The sequence below is a fragment of the Methylobacterium mesophilicum genome (assembly GCF_022179445.1).
Taxonomy (GTDB): domain Bacteria; phylum Pseudomonadota; class Alphaproteobacteria; order Rhizobiales; family Beijerinckiaceae; genus Methylobacterium; species Methylobacterium mesophilicum.
Genome location: NZ_BPQU01000013.1, coordinates 26,266 through 41,518 on the forward strand (window position 1 = coordinate 26,266; position 15,253 = coordinate 41,518).

Consider the following 15,253-nt stretch of genomic DNA (forward strand, 5'->3'; position numbering starts at 1 on the left):
CCGCGCGCACGCGCGCGGAAAGAACCCGGCGCCGGGGCGCCGCCCACGCTCTCCGCCCTCGCTCCCAACTGTCCCTCAGACTCCTGCGCCGCGATGGTGCGCTCGATGCAAGAGAACGGCCATACGCAAAACATCGTATAGGCCGCAGCGTGACCGAAGACCTAGCCTGGACTGGTCGATCCGGGGCGCCACGCGAGGCCCGGACGCGAACCAGGGCAGGCACGATGGCTGACGACACCGAGACCGGCGCGAAGAACGGCTTGCATTCCCCGCTGCGGCGCAGGCTGCTGATGGGACTGGCCGGCGCACCGGCCCTCGCGCTGATGCCCCGCGGCGCCTGGGCCGCGGCCCCGACCTCGGCGGTGAACACCACCGGGCTCGCCGTGACCGACACCGAGGTGACCGTCGGCATCCTGCACTCGGTCACCGGCACGATGTCGATCTCCGAGACCGGCGCCCAAGAGGCGGAAAAGCTCGCCATCGCCCAGATCAACGAGGCCGGCGGCGTGCTCGGCCGCAAGATCAAGATCATCCAGGAGGACGGCGCCTCCGACTGGCCGACCTTTGCCGAGAAGGCCAAGAAGCTCCTGGTCAACGACCATTGCGCCGCCGTGATGGGCTGCTGGACCTCGGCCTCGCGCAAGGCGGTGCTGCCGGTGTTCGAGCAGTACAACGGCCTCCTGTACTACCCGACCTTCTACGAGGGCCTGGAGCAGTCCAAGAACGTCTTCTACACCGGCCAGGAGGCGACGCAGCAGATCCTCGCCGGGCTCGACTGGGTCCACAAGGAGAAGGGCGGCGACAGCTTCTACTTCATCGGCTCCGACTACATCTGGCCGCGCACCTCGAACAAGATCGCCCGCAAGCACGTCGAGAACGTGCTCAAGGGCAAGGTGGTCGGCGAGGAATACTTCCCGCTCGGCCACACCCAGTTCAATTCCGTCATCAACAAGATCAAGCTCACCAAGCCGAAGGTGATCTTCACCGACGTGGTCGGCGGCTCGAACGTGGCGTTCTACAAGCAGCTCAAGGCGGCGGGCATCGACCTGTCGAAGCAGGTGCTGATGACGATCTCGGTCACCGAGGACGAGATCGACGGCATCGGCGGCGAGAACATCGCCGGCGCCTATGCCTGCATGAAGTATTTCCAGTCGATCGACAACGAGAACAACAAGGCCTTCGTCGCCGCCTTCAAGAAGATGTGGGGCGAGAAGACGGTGATCGGCGACGTCACCCAGGCGGCCTATCTCGGGCCGTTCCTGTGGAAGATGGCCTGCGAGAAGGCCGGCTCCTTCGACGTCGACAAGGTGGTCGCCGCCTCCCCGGGCCTGGAGTTCAAGGGCGCCCCCGAGGGCTACGTCCGGATCGACGAGAACCATCACCTCTGGTCGAAGACCCGGGTCGGCAAGGCCAAGCCCGACGGCCAGTTCGAGATCGTCTACACCAGCCCGGAACTGATCAAGCCGGATCCGTTCCCGAAGGGCTACCAGTAGTCGCCGCCGGTACTTCCCTGCCCTGGCAGGTTCTGATGTTCGCACCGCGGCTTGAGAAGGCCGCGACAAGCCCCCTCTCCCATGCGGGAGAGGGTTGGGGTGAGGGACCAGGTCTTTCCGGGGAGGTCGCATCCCTCGCCCTGTCCCTCTCCCGCACGGGAGAGGGGACCTGCGCCTCAACCGGCATCGTCTGAATCCGGTGGCACCTGGCGGGAAAGACCTCGCTCCGGACGATCACCACACCAGCTAGATCGCGGGAGACACGAGAAAATGTTGGGCGAGTATTCCCTCGGCGACCTCGGCGCGATCTTCGCCATGCAGGGCTTCGCCGGCCTGATCCTGTTCTCGGTCTACCTGCTGATGGCGCTGGGACTGGCGATCATCTTCGGGCAGATGGGCGTGATCAACATGGCCCACGGGGAGTTCATGATCCTCGGGGCCTACGTCACCTATCTCTGCTCGGCGTTCTGCCAGAGCTACCTGCCGGCTTTGTTCCCGGTCTACTTCTTCGTCGCGATGGGGCTGGCGTTCCTCGCCTCCGGGGCGCTCGGCATGCTGGTGGAGTGGAGCCTGATCCGGTTCCTCTACAAGCGCCCGCTCGACACGCTGCTCGCCACCTGGGGCCTGTCGCTGATCCTGCAGCAGGCCTACCGCTCGATCTTCGGCGCCCGCGAGGTCGGCGTCGAATTGCCGTCCTGGCTGATCGGCTCGGTGCAGGTCACCGACACGATCGAGATCCCGGTCAACGGCCTGTTCGTGATGGCCATCACCATCCTGATCACGGTCAGCGTGGCCCTGCTGATCTACCGCTCGCGCTTCGGCCAGCAGGTCCGGGCCGTGATGGCCAACCGCGCCATGGCCGGCGCCGTCGGCATCGATACCGAGAAGGTCGACCGCTACACGTTCGGCCTCGGCTGCGGCATCGCGGGCGTGGCCGGCTCGGCCTTCACGATGATCGGCTCGACCGGGCCGACTTCGGGTCAGCTCTACATCGTCGACACCTTCCTGATCGTCGTGTTCGGCGGCGCCGCGAGCCTCTTGGGCACCATCGCGTCGGCCTTCTCGATCTCGCAGACGCAATCGACCCTGGAATTCTTCCTCTCCGGCTCGATGGCCAAGGTGATCACCCTGCTCGCGGTGGTCGGCATCCTGATGTTGCGGCCGCAGGGCCTCTTCACCCTCAAGGTCCGGCGCTGAGGATTTCCCGATGACCAATCCGGTCCAGACCCTGACCAAGTCGGTCACCGTCAACGACAACCCGTTCATGAAGCCGGTGGAGTGGCTGAGCCTGGCTCTGCTCGCCGGGGTGATCCTGGTGGTCCTTCCCCTGGCGCTCGACGGGTTCCGCCTCAACCTCGTCGGCAAGTACCTGACCTACGCCTTCGTGGCCCTCGGGCTCGTGATCTGCTGGGGCTATGCCGGTATTTTGTCCTTAGGCCAGGGCGTATTTTTCGGCTTGGGTGGGTACTGCATGGCCATGTACCTGAAGCTCGAAGCTTCGAGCGTCGCCAACACGAAAATCCAGTCGACGCCGGGCATCCCGGACTTCATGGACTGGAACCAGATCACCGCGGTGCCGTGGTTCTGGCTGCCATTCAAGAGCCTGCCGCTGACCCTGATCCTGGTGGTGGCGGTTCCGGTCCTGTTCGCCTTCATCATCTCCTATGCGATGTTCAAGCGCCGGGTCGGCGGCACCTATTTCGCGATCATCACCCAGGCGATCGCCGCGATCCTGACGATCCTGATCGTCGGCCAGCAGGGCTACACCGGCGGCATCAACGGCATCACCGACCTGCGCACCCTCCACGGCTGGGACATCCGCACCGACCACGCCAAGGTGATCCTGTACTTCGTCAACGGCGGCCTGCTGCTGGCCTGCATCCTCGCCGCGCAATACGTGAAGAAGTCGAAGCTCGGGCGGATCCTCGTCGCCATGCGCGACAAGGAGGACCGGGTCCGGTTCTCGGGCTACTCGGTGGCGGGCTTCAAGGTCTTCGCCTTCTGCCTGGCGGCCGCCTTCGCGGCGATCGGCGGAGCGATGTTCACCCTGCAGGTCGGGTTCATGTCGCCCTCCTTCGTGGGCATCGTGCCCTCGATCGAGATGGTGATCTACGCCGCGGTCGGCGGGCGCCTGTCGCTGTTCGGCGCGGTCTGGGGCACGCTGCTGGTGAACTGGGCCAAGACCAGCTTCTCCGAGAGCTTTCCGGATCTCTGGCTGTTCGGCCTCGGCGCCCTGTTCATCGCGGTGGTGCTCGCCTTCCCGAACGGTCTGGCCGGCATCTGGCGCGAGCAGATCGAGCCCCGCCTGACCCGCCGGGTGAAGGGTCTGCGCCCCCCCGAGACCACCATCGTCCCGCCCCACGGCGCTCCGGCCGAGTGAGGATGTCATGAACGCCGCGATCCTCTCCTCCCCCGTGGTCGGCGCCGAGGCCGCGCCGCCCGATTACCTCCTCGCCGTCGAGGCGCTGACCGTCTCGTTCGACGGCTTCAAAGCGGTCAACGACGTGTCGTTCTACGTCGACCCTGACGAGATCCGGGTGATCATCGGCCCGAACGGCGCCGGCAAGACCACGGTGCTCGACCTGATCTGCGGGCGCACCCGGGCCAGCGCCGGATCGATCAAGTACAAGGGCCAGGAGCTGACCAAGCTCACCGAGAGCGCGATCGTACAGGCCGGGGTCGGCCGCAAGTTCCAGACGCCATCGATCTACGACGACCTCACGGTGTTCGAGAACCTAGAGATCTCGTTCCCCCGCGGGCGCACCGTGTTCGGCGCCCTCACCTTCAAGCGCGACGCCGAGGTCCGCGACCGGATCCACGAGATCGCCGAGACGATCTTCCTGAAGGACCAGCTCAAGGAGCGGGCCGAGTTCCTGAGCCACGGCCAGAAGCAGTGGCTCGAGATCGGCATGCTGCTGATCCAGGACCCGGAGCTTCTGATGCTCGACGAGCCGGTCGCCGGGATGAGCGTCGGCGAGCGGATCAAGACCGCGGAGCTGCTCAACCAGATCATCAAGGGCCGCTCGGTCCTGGTGATCGAGCACGACATGAAGTTCGTCGAGGACATCGCCCACCGGGTGACCGTGCTGCACCAGGGCAAGGTGCTGTCCGAAGGCTCGATGGAGCGGGTCAAGAACGACCCGAAGGTCATCGAAGTGTATCTGGGACATTGACGATGGGCTCGCTCCAGACCGCGCACCCGCCCCTGGTCAAGGCGCCTCCGCACGTCGCGATTCCCGATGTGGCTCCGGCGCTCGCCGTCCACGACCTCCACGCTGCCTACGGCCAGAGCGAGGTCCTGCACGGGCTCAGCTTCTCGGTGGCGCCCGGCGAGATCGTCGCCGTGATGGGCCGCAACGGCATGGGCAAGACCACCCTGATGAAGACCCTGATGGGCCTCGTGCCCGTCAAATCCGGGACGATCCGGGTCGAGGGCGAGGAGGTCGCGGGGCTCAAGAGCCACGCCCGGGTCGCCAAGGGCCTCGCCTACGTGCCGCAGGGCCGGATGATTTTCTCCACCATGACGGTCCAGGAGAACATCGAGACCGGCCTGACCGTCACCGGCGCCCGCAAGGTGCCGCAGGACCTTTACGACATGTTCCCGGTCCTGCTGGAGATGAAGGGAAGGCGCGGCGGCAACCTGTCGGGCGGCCAGCAGCAGCAGCTCGCCATCGCCCGGGCGCTCGCCAGCCGGCCGAAGGTGCTGCTGCTCGACGAGCCCACGGAGGGCATCCAGCCCTCGATCATCCGCGAGATGGGCCGGACCCTCAAGAAGATCCGCGACGACCGCGGCCTCTCCATCGTGGTTTCCGAGCAGGTCCTGAGCTTCGCCCTCGACGTCGCCGACCGGGTCATCGTCGTGGAGAACGGCGCCATCGTGCACGAGGCGCCCCGCGACGGCATCGACGAGGCGCAGGTCGCCCGGTTCCTGTCGGTCTGAGGATCCGCCGGCTTCGACGCCAGCGAAGGCAATGCCCGGTCCCGGGTCGGACGCGGGTCCCCTCTCCTGAGGGAGAGGGACAGGGTGAGGGGCGTGCCCTCTCCGGAGGGTTCTCCTCCTTCACCCCAGCCCTCTCCCGAACGGGAGAAGGGGGCGTGTCGCGCCGGACAATCTCGCGCGGCCGTCCGTGAAGACTTGGCAGTCAAGATCGCAGCAGGGAGTCGTAAAAAATGCCCGAGACGCTGATCAAGGTCGATCTCACGCAATCGGCCTATGACAACGACATGGTGCACAACCGGTGGCACCCCGACATCCCGATGGTCGCCACGGTCAAGCCGGGCGACGACTTCATCGTCGAGACCTACGACTGGACCGGCGGTTTCATCAAGAACAACGATTCCGCCGACGACGTGCGCGACATCGACCTGTCGATCGTCCACTTCCTGTCCGGTCCGATCGGCGTCGAGGGCGCAGAGCCCGGCGACCTGCTGGTGGTGGACCTGCTCGACATCGGCGCCAAGCCGGAGAGTCAGTGGGGCTTCAACGGGTTCTTCTCCAAGAAGAACGGCGGCGGCTTCCTCGACGAGCACTTCCCCCAGGCCCAGAAGTCGATCTGGGACTTCGAGGGCCTGTTCACGAAATCCCGCCACGTGCCGGGCGTGCGCTTCCCCGGCCTGATCCATCCCGGCCTGATCGGCTGCCTGCCCGATCCGAAGATGCTGGAGACCTGGAACACCCGGGAGAAGGCGCTCTACGACACCAACCCCGAGCGCGTGCCGGCGCTCGCCACCCTGCCCTTCGGCCCGACCGCCCATATGGGCCGGCTGAAGGGCGAGGCGAAGGACGCGGCCGCCGCCACGGGCGCCCGTACGGTCCCGCCCCGGGAGCACGGCGGCAATTGCGACATCAAGGATCTGTCGCGCGGCTCGAAGATCTACTTCCCGGTCTACGTGCCGGGCGCCGGCCTCTCGATGGGCGACCTGCATTTCAGCCAGGGCGACGGCGAGATCACCTTCTGCGGCGCCATCGAGATGGCCGGCTGGGTGCATCTCAAGGTCGAGCTGATCAAGGACGGCATGGCCAAGTACGGGATCCGGAACCCGATCTTCAAGCCGTCGCCGATCACCCCGAAATACGACGACCACCTGATCTTCGAGGGCATCTCCGTCGACGAGCACGGCGGCCAGCATTATTTGGATGTTCACATCGCCTATCGGCAGGCCTGCCTGAACGCGATCGAGTACCTCAAGAAGTTCGGCTATTCGGGCGCGCAGGCCTACTCGATCCTGGGCACGGCGCCTGTGCAGGGGCACATTTCGGGGGTGGTCGACATCCCGAATGCCTGCGCGACCCTGTGGATTCCGACCAAGATCTTCGAGTTCGACATCAATCCCGGTGCCGACGGGCCGACGAAGTTCCTCGACGGCTCGATCCAGATGCCGCTCTCGCCGGACCTGTGATCTGCCGCCGGTCACGAATGCGACCGGCCCCCTCTCCCGTGCGGGAGAGGGTTGGGGTGAGGGATGCGACGTTTCCGGAAAGACCTGTCCCCTCACCCTGTCCCTCTCCCGCACGGGAGAGGGGACCCGCGCCCTTACATTTCGCCGGGAGCCTCGAAATGCCCGTCTACGATTACGCGTGCCAGGCCTGCGGGCCGTTCACCGCCATGCGGCCGATGGCGGAGTTCAAGGATCCGCACGCTTGCCCGGATTGCGGGGCAGCCTGCGAACGGGCCTTCCGCACCGCACCGCGGATCTCCGGCATGGATGCGGGGCTCAAGGCGGCCCACGCCACCAACGAGCGCAGCCGCCACGCGCCGCGGCGCTCGGCGGGCCACGGCGCCGGCTGCGGCTGCTGCTCTCCGAAGAAGACGGCCTCGGCCCCCGCTGCGGCCAAGAGCTTCCCGAGCGCGCGGCCCTGGATGATCAGCCACTGAACTACCAGCCACCCTCCCCCCTCTGCGGGGGAGGGTGCCCCGCGGATGCGGGGCGGGAGAGGGGCAGCGCGACGGTTCAGGACGTGAAGCCCGTCACGACCTTTCCGGACACGTCGCTCCCCTCTCCCGACCCGGCCTGACGGCCGGGCCACCCTCCCCCGCAGAGGGGGGAGGGAGATCGCAAGCCAGGAGGAACCCACGCCATGATGCACGGAGACATCTCGTCCAGCCAGGACAGCGTCGGCGTCGCCGTCGTGAACTATAAGATGCCCCGCCTTCATACCCGCGCCGAGGTGCTGGAGAACGCCAAGGCGATCGGCAAGATGATCGTCGGCATGAAGACCGGCCTGCCCGGGCTCGACCTCGTGATCTTCCCCGAATACTCCACTCACGGCATCATGTACGACGCCGCCGAGATGTACGAGACCGCCTCGTCCGTGCCGGGGGCGGAGACCGAGGTGTTCGCCGCCGCCTGCCGGGAGGCCAAGGTCTGGGGCGTGTTCTCGCTGACCGGCGAGCGCCACGAGGAACACCCGCACAAGGCCCCCTACAACACCCTGATCCTGATGAACGACCAGGGCGAGATCGTGCAGAAGTACCGCAAGATCATGCCCTGGACGCCGATCGAGGGCTGGTATCCTGGCGACCGCACCTACGTCTCGGACGGGCCGAAGGGCCTCAAGATCAGCCTGATCATCTGCGACGACGGCAACTATCCCGAGATCTGGCGCGACTGCGCCATGCGCGGGGCCGAGCTGATCATCCGCTGCCAGGGCTACATGTACCCGGCCAAGGAACAGCAGATCCTGATGTCGAAGGCGATGGCGTTCGCCAACAACACCTACGTTGCGGTGGCCAATGCCGCCGGTTTCGACGGCGTCTACAGCTATTTCGGCCACTCGGCGATCATCGGCTTCGACGGCCGCACGCTCGGCGAGTGCGGCGAGGAGGAGATGGGCATCCAGTACGCCGCCCTGTCGAAATTCCTGATCCGGGACTCGCGCGCCCACGGCCAATCCGAGAACCACCTCTTCAAGCTGCTCCACCGCGGCTACACCGGCATGATCAACTCCAAGGAGAACCGGCACGGCCTGTCGGAATGCCCCTACGAGTTCTACCGGCGCTGGATCGAGGATCCCGACGGAACCCGCGACGCCGTTCGGGCCATTACCCGGCACTCTGTCGGCACCGAGGAATGCCCGATCGCGGGCATCCCGTTCGTCGGCAAAGGCGAAGGCGCGCCCGACCCGGTGCGCTGAGACCCCAGCAACGGATCACAGGCCCCCATGGACACCACGCCCCTCGGCCCGACCGCGTTCCGCAGCCCCGCGGTGCTGCTGTCGGGCCCGGTCGACTACGACATGTACAAGGATTTCCGCCGCCAGTTCGCCGAGGCCGGCGACCGGCAGATCGTGGTGATCGAGCTCTCGACGCTTGGCGGCGACCCGGAGGTCGCCCGGATGATGGGCGAGGACATCCGCTACCACACCGAGATGAGCCCGGACCGACGGTTCGTCTTCCTCGGCAAGGCCGCGATCTACTCGGCCGGCACGACCTTCATGAGCTTCTTCGCCCGGCCGAACCGCTATCTCACCCGGGGCACGCGGCTGATGATCCACGAGCGCAAGATGAACAAGCAGCTCCAGGTCCAGGGGCCGCTCACCACCTGCATCGCCGCCGTGAAGGCGACCCTCCACGAGATCGAGTGCTCGATCGTGATCCAGAACGAGGGGTTTTCCAATCTCATCCAGGGCTCGGACGTGACCCTCGACGAGGTGCTGGAGAAGGCGCCGGCCAATTGGTATCTCGAAGCGGACGAGGCGCGGTCGCGGGGGCTGATCGAGGCGGTGATCTGAGCGGGCCTGCCGTCGACCTTGCATCGCGACGCCGGCGTCGAACGCGCGATCCGCCCCGAAGCCGTATCAACCCTCCTGCGACCACGTTGGTGCGGTCGCGACGACGTTCACCCCTCCGGGTAATCCGCCTCCAAGCTCGTCGCGCGCCACGCCTCGATTTCCGCGATCCGCTGATTCAGCCGGGTCGTGACCGCCTCGTAACCCCAGGCGCCGAGCACGAGGTGGCGCGGCGGGTTGTCGATCTCGGTCACCCGGATCATCGCCTCGCCGGCCCGGACCGGATCGCCGGCCTGGGTGCCGCTCTTCTCGGACGTGGCCTTCAGGCGGGCGCCCGCGGTCTCGGCGTAGTCGGCGATGGTGCTGGGGGTCTGGATCAGGGAGCGCCCGGCCCAGTCGGTGCGGAACGGGCCCGGCTCGATGCAGGTGACCCGGATGCCGAGCGGGCCGGCTTCGGCGCTGAGCGCGTCGGAGAACCCTTCCACGGCGTGCTTGGTGGCGGCGTAATAGCCCGAGGCCGGGAAGCCGACGAAGCCCGCAACCGAGGTCACGTTGAGCACATGGCCGGAGCGCTGCGCCCGCATCACCGGCAGCACCGCCCGGGTCAGGGCGAACAGGCCGAACACGTTGGCGTCGAACTGGGCGCGGATCTTGTCGTCCTCGCCCTCCTCGATCGAGGATTGGTAGCCGTAGCCGGCGTTGTTGACGAGGACGTCGATCCGCCCGAATGTCTTTGACGTTTCGCTGACCGCCTGGGCGATCTGGCTCGCGTCGGTGACGTCCAGCGAGAGCGCCAGGACCTGGTCGGGGGCGCCCTCCGCCAGGTCGGCGACCTTGGCCCGGTCGCGGGCGGTCACCACCGCCCGCCAGCCCCGGGCGATGACCAGCTTGGCGAGTTCCCGGCCGAAGCCGGTGGAGCAGCCGGTGATGAACCAGACCGGTTGGGCGTTGGGCATGCTGGTGTGTCCCGTTCGGATCAGGGCGTCGCCGCCGGCTCGGTCAGGGTGTCGATCGACAGCAGGTAGGCGATCAGTGCGTCCTGGTCCGGCCGCGCGACGCCGGAGGCGGCGTCGGCCCAGTACGCGTGTCCTTCGCCGGTAACGCGTGCGATGCGCGCCGTATCCGAGGATTTGTTCGCCGCTATCACCTGAGCCCGCAGGTCACGGTCGATCAGAGCACGCAGACTGTTCGAAGGATCGGGGGCGATGCCGCGGTACACCGTGCCCGAAACGCCGCGCTGCGTCGCCGGATCGGGGCCGACCGCGATGCCGGAATCGTGCAGGTAGGGCGCCGTCCAGGCCAGGCCGACGAGGTTCGGAACCTTGTAGCCGCCTTCGGTTCCCCCCTGCCCCCAGGCAAGCTGAACCTGGGCGAGCTTGTCGCCGGCCAGCGGCACCGGGACGATCACCGGATCGGCCGGGAGCGGGAACGGCGTATCGGTGGCGAACAGGCTGGGAGGCGAGAGCCGCGCCTCCATCTTGGCCCCGGCCCTGGCCCGGGTCGGCTCGGTGCCGATCTCGCCAACCGGGATGATCCGGTGATTGGTCAGCGCCGGGCCCGAATGACAGGCGCCGCAGCCGGCCTTGTCGAACACGGCGCGCCCCGCATTCACGGCGGCGGGATCCTGCTGTGCGGTTGGTGGGTGAAGCAGGTTCTGGAACGCCGACATGGCGTTGTTGGCGTGGTTGACCGGCTCGCCCGGCACCGAGGTGAACAGGCCGTTGTCGGTGACGTAGTTGGTCGCCGGATAGGTCGGCAGCACAGCGTAGCTGTTGAGCCCGGGTGAGGCCGGCGTCGGGTCGACGCTGCGCAGCACCTCCGAAGGCTTGCGGGATTCGCCCGGCGTGTACCGGAAGGACTCGGTGGCCGCGCGGCGCAGGACGATGCCGAGATAGGTCTCCGCATCCATGCCGAACAGCCAGGGCGCGGCGGCGGCGAGCTGGGTCGTATCGGAGTTGGCGGCGTGGACGTTGTTGTTGAGCGAGGACAGGCCGGCGAACGGCCCCACCGCCTCGCGCCCGCTCCAGCTGTACGGCTCGCCGTGGGCGGAAAAACTCGACGGGATCGAGGTCGGGTTGGTCACCCGGTCGGCCGAGGAATCGAAGCTGCCCGGCGGCCAGCTCGCGACCTGGACCTTGGTGGCGGCCTCGACGGCCTCGGCATCCGGCAGGGCCGGCCCGGCTCCGGCCGAACCCGCCTGCAGGGGATCTGCCTGGCTCACGCTGGCGTGCATGAAGTAGGCGGATGCGTTCTTGGCCAGCGCCATCAGCAGCCCGGCGTTGAGATCGGTGTTGGGCGCCCCCTCGACGACCTTGCCGGTGCCGGGATCGACCGCAGCGTGGCAGAGCGCGCAGGTGATGCCCATCCGCAGATGGCCCCGGTCCGAGAAGGTCTTGATCCCGATGATGAACGCGCCGCCCTTCGGCACGTCGAGCCCGGTCGGGACCAGCTCGCCCTTGCGGTACGTGCGGTCGCCGACGCGCATGTCCCGGGCCATGGCGACCTGCAGGTTGGTGGTGCCCTGCCCGCCGAGCTTGGCCACCGCGAGGGCAACCGCGGTGGGCGTCAGGCCGCCGTCGAGCATGCCCATCACGTCGGTGAGGAAGACCTCGTTACCGAACGTCTCCTGGTAGAACGCCTGCCGCCCGCGCTCGATCATGGCGGGATCGATCGCCACGGCGCCGCTCCCGGCCGAGAGTTCCTTTCGGCCGGCCTCGGTGCCGTCGAGGCGGTCCGCTTCGGCACGCGAGACCCGGCGCCCGAGGACGTCGAAGGCGGTCTGGATCGGGTAGCGATCGGGGTTGAGCAGGTCGGCCCTGTCGGGCATCGGCGCGTAGCTGAAGCGCCCGAGGCTGATCGTGACACCGGCCGCGACGGTCGCGAGGCCGGCGGCGAGGAGGATGCGGCGGGGCCAACCCATGAACGGTCTTCGATGTCCGTGGCCGATCCGCCCCGCGGGCGTGCGGGGATCGGCGGCCGGCGTTCAACGGGCATCCGCGGCCGAGGTTCATCCGGGCGGGCGGGACGGGGTGTCACGTTCTCGCCAGGGGGGCCGGCGTCCGAACCGCCCATCGGTCCGATCCGCGACGGCGCGTTCAGCCCCGGTCGACGCTTTCCGCAGGCGGCGGCCGGAAGTACGCGCTCGGCGGCCGCCCGAAGGAGCGTCGGAATACGGCCGCGAAGGCGCTCGGACTGTCGTAGCCACAATCCAGCGCGACATCGAGGATGGCCCGGCCCTCCGCCAGCAGCGGCAGGGCGTGGAGCATCCGGGCTTGCTGGCACCACCGGCCGAATCCCATTCCGGTCTCGTGCTTGAACAGCCGTATGAACGTCGCCCGGCTCATGGCGAGTTCGGCGGCCGCCGCCGCGATGGAATGCGCGCGGGCGGGATCGCGGCGGATCCGGTCGCACAGATCCGCCAGGCCGGCCTGCGTCGGAGCCGGCAGGTCGAGCGGCTGCACCGGCAGGAACGCCAACTCCAGCATGAGCAGGCAGATCACGGCCTCTGAGACGGCGCGGTCGCCCTGCGTCTCCGTGAGGGCGGCGAGCTTGAGGATCAGCTCGCGCAGGAGTGGCGTGACCTCGACGACCCTGCAGCGATCCGGGACACCGTCGAACCCGGTCGTGTCGATCAGCAGCGAGCGGAAGCGGATCCCGGCATGGCTGGTCGTGACATGGTCCGTGTCCGGAGGAAGCCAGACTGCCCGGCTCGGCGGCACCACCCAGGTCCCGCTGTCGGTCGTGACCGAGATCACGCCGGCCATCGCGTAGAGGAGTTGCGCCCGCGCGTGGCGATGGAGTGGGCTCGCGAAGCGATCGCCGTCGTGCCGGATGACCGCGATCTCGTCCGTGACCCGGATGCCGTCGATCACCGTCTGAGCCTTCCGCGACGAACCTTGATCCTCGCACGCGAGAATATCACCGCCGCCTGACCTAGGGCTGGCTCTCCGCATCGGGACCGTCGCCGCGCATCGCGGCCGACCGGCAGCCGGCGCCTTCCGGGCTGCCGTCCCGAGCCAACGATCTCACGGCCGATCACGTCATGCTGACCAACCCCGCCACCAAATACCGCCCGTTCGTCTCCCAGATCGATGTATCGGACCGCACTTGGCCGTCGAAGCGCCTCACGGTCGCGCCGCGCTGGCTGTCGACCGATCTGCGCGACGGCAACCAGGCGCTGGCCGACCCGATGGATGTCGCCCGCAAGCTGCGCTTCTACGACATGCTGCTCGGCATCGGCTTCAAGGAGATCGAGGTCGCCTTTCCCTCTGCCTCGCAGACCGACTTCGATTTCGTCCGGATGCTGATCGACGGGGACCGCATCCCCGAGGACGTGACGATCCAGGTGCTGACGCAGGCGCGGGCCGACCTGATCGCCCGCACCTTCGCGTCGCTGGACGGCGCCCGCCAAGCGATCGTGCATCTCTACAACGCGACGGCGCCGCTGTTCCGGCGGGTCGTGTTCGGCATGGAGCGGCACGAGATCGTCGCCCTCGCCGTGTCCGGCGTGACCGCGATGCTGCAGGAGAGCCTGAAGCGGCCCGGCACGCGCTGGACCTTCGAGTACTCGCCGGAAACCTTCTGCTTCACCGAGCCGGATTTCGCCCTCGAGATCTGCGAGCGCGTGCTCGATGTCTGGCAGCCGACGCCGGAGCGCCCGGCGATCCTCAACCTGCCGACGACGGTCGAGGTGGCGATGCCGAACGTCTATGCCGACCAGATCGAGTGGTTCTGCCGCAACATCTCCCGGCGGGACGCCGTGATCATCAGCGTGCATCCGCACAACGACCGCGGCACCGCCGTGGCCTCGGCCGAGCAGGCGCTGCTGGCCGGTGCCGACCGGGTCGAGGGCTGCCTGTTCGGCAACGGCGAGCGCACCGGCAATGTCGACCTCGTGACGCTCGCCCTGAACCTGTACACGCAGGGGATCGACCCCAGGCTGCGCTTCCCGGCGATCCGCGAGGTCGTGAACACCGTCACGTATTGCAACGGCCTGCCGGTGCATCCGCGCCACCCCTATGCGGGCGAACTGGTCCACACCGCCTTCTCGGGCTCGCACCAGGATGCGATCCGGAAGGGGTTCGCCGCCCATGCGCGTCGCAACGACGGCGTCTGGGAGATGCCCTACCTGCCGATCGACCCCGCCGATCTCGGCGAGAGCTACGAGGCCGTGATCCGGGTCAACAGCCAGTCCGGCAAGGGCGGCGTCGCCTGGGTGATCGAGCAGGATCTGGGGCTGAAGCTGCCCCGGGCCTTGCAGGTCGACCTGAGCCGGCGCGTGCAGGTCCTGGCCGAGCGGACGAGCCAGGAAATCTCGGCCGCCGATATCGCGGACGCCTTCCGGCAAGCCTATCACGTCGACGACACGACGATCTTCGCGCTGGTCGACGACGGGGGCGGCCTGCGCCGCCAGGCGGGTTCCGAGCGGATCTTCACCGGCCGGATCCGCCATCGCGGGCGGGAGGTTTCCGTCTCCGGACGGGGAAACGGCCTGATCTCGGCTCTGCTCGCCGCACTGATGGACGCGTGCGGCATCGCCCTCTCGGTGGTGGACTATTCGGAGCATGCGCTCCGGCGCGGGTCGGATGCCCAGGCGGCCGCCTATCTCGAATGCACCCTCGCCGACGGCAGCCCGGTGTTCGGCGTGGGGATCGACAGCGACGTGGCGACCGCGACCGTGAAAGCCGTGTTGAGTGCAGCGAGTGGGGCCGCGTCGCTCGGCCGATAGGGCTGCGCCGTCATCGCGCGCATCTCAGGCCGGGGCCGAGGAGGGAAATTCCAGTCTGACGGGCTCGTCAGGAACCCAAAAGCATCACCCCGCCATGGCGGATAGCGCGATCGCACAATTTTTCTGACCTTACGCCAAAGACTTTTTCAGCAGCACGTCCGGCTCATAATGCGGTAACATGATCTAACGGACCTGCAATTACTGCAATGCCGCAAATCTTTGATGCGGCGCAACAGTGCTGACGGTCAGAAATTTGGTCGACCGTGCGCCGGAAGCCTGAAGGCTGCGCACGAACGGCCGGCA

The 15,253-nt window shown here is 67.6% G+C and carries 13 protein-coding genes; 10 read left to right on the forward strand and 3 right to left on the reverse strand.

Annotated features, from left to right (window positions below; translation table 11 throughout):
- The first annotated feature begins 224 nt into the window (after positions 1 to 224).
- From urtA to MFF40_RS14605, 9 genes are all read left to right on the forward strand, one after another.
- Positions 225 to 1,493: an urea ABC transporter substrate-binding protein gene (gene urtA / locus MFF40_RS14565; RefSeq protein WP_147854521.1), complete on the forward strand. Its 1,269-nt coding sequence runs from the start codon at positions 225 to 227 to the stop codon at positions 1,491 to 1,493.
- Positions 1,494 to 1,763: 270 nt separating this feature from the next.
- Complete coding sequence (gene urtB, locus MFF40_RS14570; RefSeq protein WP_058191212.1) at positions 1,764 to 2,690, forward strand: urea ABC transporter permease subunit UrtB; 927 nt, start codon at positions 1,764 to 1,766, stop codon at positions 2,688 to 2,690.
- Between the two features lie 10 nt (positions 2,691 to 2,700).
- On the forward strand, positions 2,701 to 3,873 hold the full coding sequence (gene urtC, locus MFF40_RS14575) for an urea ABC transporter permease subunit UrtC (protein ID WP_147854520.1): 1,173 nt from the start codon (positions 2,701 to 2,703) through the stop codon (positions 3,871 to 3,873).
- 7 nt (positions 3,874 to 3,880) lie between these two features.
- Positions 3,881 to 4,666, forward strand: coding sequence for an urea ABC transporter ATP-binding protein UrtD (gene urtD / locus MFF40_RS14580; protein WP_147854519.1), 786 nt, complete (start codon positions 3,881 to 3,883; stop codon positions 4,664 to 4,666).
- A gap of 2 nt (positions 4,667 to 4,668) precedes the next feature.
- The gene (gene urtE / locus MFF40_RS14585) at positions 4,669 to 5,433 is read left to right on the forward strand and encodes an urea ABC transporter ATP-binding subunit UrtE (protein ID WP_238261004.1); all 765 of its coding nucleotides are present in this window, start codon (positions 4,669 to 4,671) and stop codon (positions 5,431 to 5,433) included.
- Positions 5,434 to 5,663: 230 nt separating this feature from the next.
- Positions 5,664 to 6,893, forward strand: a complete 1,230-nt coding sequence (fmdA, locus tag MFF40_RS14590; RefSeq protein ID WP_147906208.1) for a formamidase — start codon at positions 5,664 to 5,666, stop codon at positions 6,891 to 6,893.
- 158 nt (positions 6,894 to 7,051) lie between these two features.
- Entirely contained in the window at positions 7,052 to 7,369 is a 318-nt protein-coding gene (locus MFF40_RS14595) for an FmdB family zinc ribbon protein (protein WP_147897688.1), read from the forward strand.
- Between the two features lie 203 nt (positions 7,370 to 7,572).
- Positions 7,573 to 8,628 (forward strand): aliphatic amidase, encoded by a 1,056-nt coding sequence (locus MFF40_RS14600; protein WP_238261006.1) that lies wholly within the window; start codon positions 7,573 to 7,575, stop codon positions 8,626 to 8,628.
- Between the two features lie 27 nt (positions 8,629 to 8,655).
- The gene (locus MFF40_RS14605) at positions 8,656 to 9,225 is read left to right on the forward strand and encodes a ClpP family protease (RefSeq protein ID WP_147856241.1); all 570 of its coding nucleotides are present in this window, start codon (positions 8,656 to 8,658) and stop codon (positions 9,223 to 9,225) included.
- 107 nt (positions 9,226 to 9,332) lie between these two features.
- Here MFF40_RS14605 and MFF40_RS14610 read toward each other — a convergent pair whose 3' ends face one another.
- From MFF40_RS14610 to MFF40_RS14620, 3 genes are all read right to left on the reverse strand, one after another.
- Positions 9,333 to 10,178: an oxidoreductase gene (locus tag MFF40_RS14610; protein ID WP_147856240.1), complete on the reverse strand. Its 846-nt coding sequence runs from the start codon at positions 10,176 to 10,178 to the stop codon at positions 9,333 to 9,335.
- A gap of 20 nt (positions 10,179 to 10,198) precedes the next feature.
- Positions 10,199 to 12,142, reverse strand: coding sequence for a cytochrome C oxidase Cbb3 (locus MFF40_RS14615; RefSeq protein WP_238261008.1), 1,944 nt, complete (start codon positions 12,140 to 12,142; stop codon positions 10,199 to 10,201).
- Between the two features lie 175 nt (positions 12,143 to 12,317).
- Positions 12,318 to 13,094 carry an AraC family transcriptional regulator gene (locus tag MFF40_RS14620; protein WP_238261010.1) on the reverse strand — a complete coding sequence of 259 codons (777 nt, stop codon included), beginning with the start codon at positions 13,092 to 13,094 and terminating at the stop codon, positions 12,318 to 12,320.
- A 170-nt stretch (positions 13,095 to 13,264) separates the two neighbouring features.
- Here MFF40_RS14620 and leuA point away from each other — a divergent pair, with 170 nt between their 5' ends.
- The gene (gene leuA, locus MFF40_RS14625) at positions 13,265 to 14,950 is read left to right on the forward strand and encodes a 2-isopropylmalate synthase (RefSeq protein WP_238261012.1); all 1,686 of its coding nucleotides are present in this window, start codon (positions 13,265 to 13,267) and stop codon (positions 14,948 to 14,950) included.
- Positions 14,951 to 15,253 lie beyond the last annotated feature (303 nt).

What these genes read in the sequence shown, in the direction of transcription:
- urtA (WP_147854521.1), top strand. Translation starts at nt 225, where the DNA reads ATGGCTGACGACACCGAGACCGGCGCGAAGAACGGCTTGCATTCCCCG.
- urtB (WP_058191212.1), top strand. Translation starts at nt 1,764, where the DNA reads ATGTTGGGCGAGTATTCCCTCGGCGACCTCGGCGCGATCTTCGCCATG.
- urtC (WP_147854520.1), top strand. Translation starts at nt 2,701, where the DNA reads ATGACCAATCCGGTCCAGACCCTGACCAAGTCGGTCACCGTCAACGAC.
- urtD (WP_147854519.1), top strand. Translation starts at nt 3,881, where the DNA reads ATGAACGCCGCGATCCTCTCCTCCCCCGTGGTCGGCGCCGAGGCCGCG.
- urtE (WP_238261004.1), top strand. Translation starts at nt 4,669, where the DNA reads ATGGGCTCGCTCCAGACCGCGCACCCGCCCCTGGTCAAGGCGCCTCCG.
- fmdA (WP_147906208.1), top strand. Translation starts at nt 5,664, where the DNA reads ATGCCCGAGACGCTGATCAAGGTCGATCTCACGCAATCGGCCTATGAC.
- MFF40_RS14595 (WP_147897688.1), top strand. Translation starts at nt 7,052, where the DNA reads ATGCCCGTCTACGATTACGCGTGCCAGGCCTGCGGGCCGTTCACCGCC.
- MFF40_RS14600 (WP_238261006.1), top strand. Translation starts at nt 7,573, where the DNA reads ATGATGCACGGAGACATCTCGTCCAGCCAGGACAGCGTCGGCGTCGCC.
- MFF40_RS14605 (WP_147856241.1), top strand. Translation starts at nt 8,656, where the DNA reads ATGGACACCACGCCCCTCGGCCCGACCGCGTTCCGCAGCCCCGCGGTG.
- MFF40_RS14610 (WP_147856240.1), bottom strand. Translation starts at nt 10,178, where the DNA reads ATGCCCAACGCCCAACCGGTCTGGTTCATCACCGGCTGCTCCACCGGC.
- MFF40_RS14615 (WP_238261008.1), bottom strand. Translation starts at nt 12,142, where the DNA reads ATGGGTTGGCCCCGCCGCATCCTCCTCGCCGCCGGCCTCGCGACCGTC.
- leuA (WP_238261012.1), top strand. Translation starts at nt 13,265, where the DNA reads ATGCTGACCAACCCCGCCACCAAATACCGCCCGTTCGTCTCCCAGATC.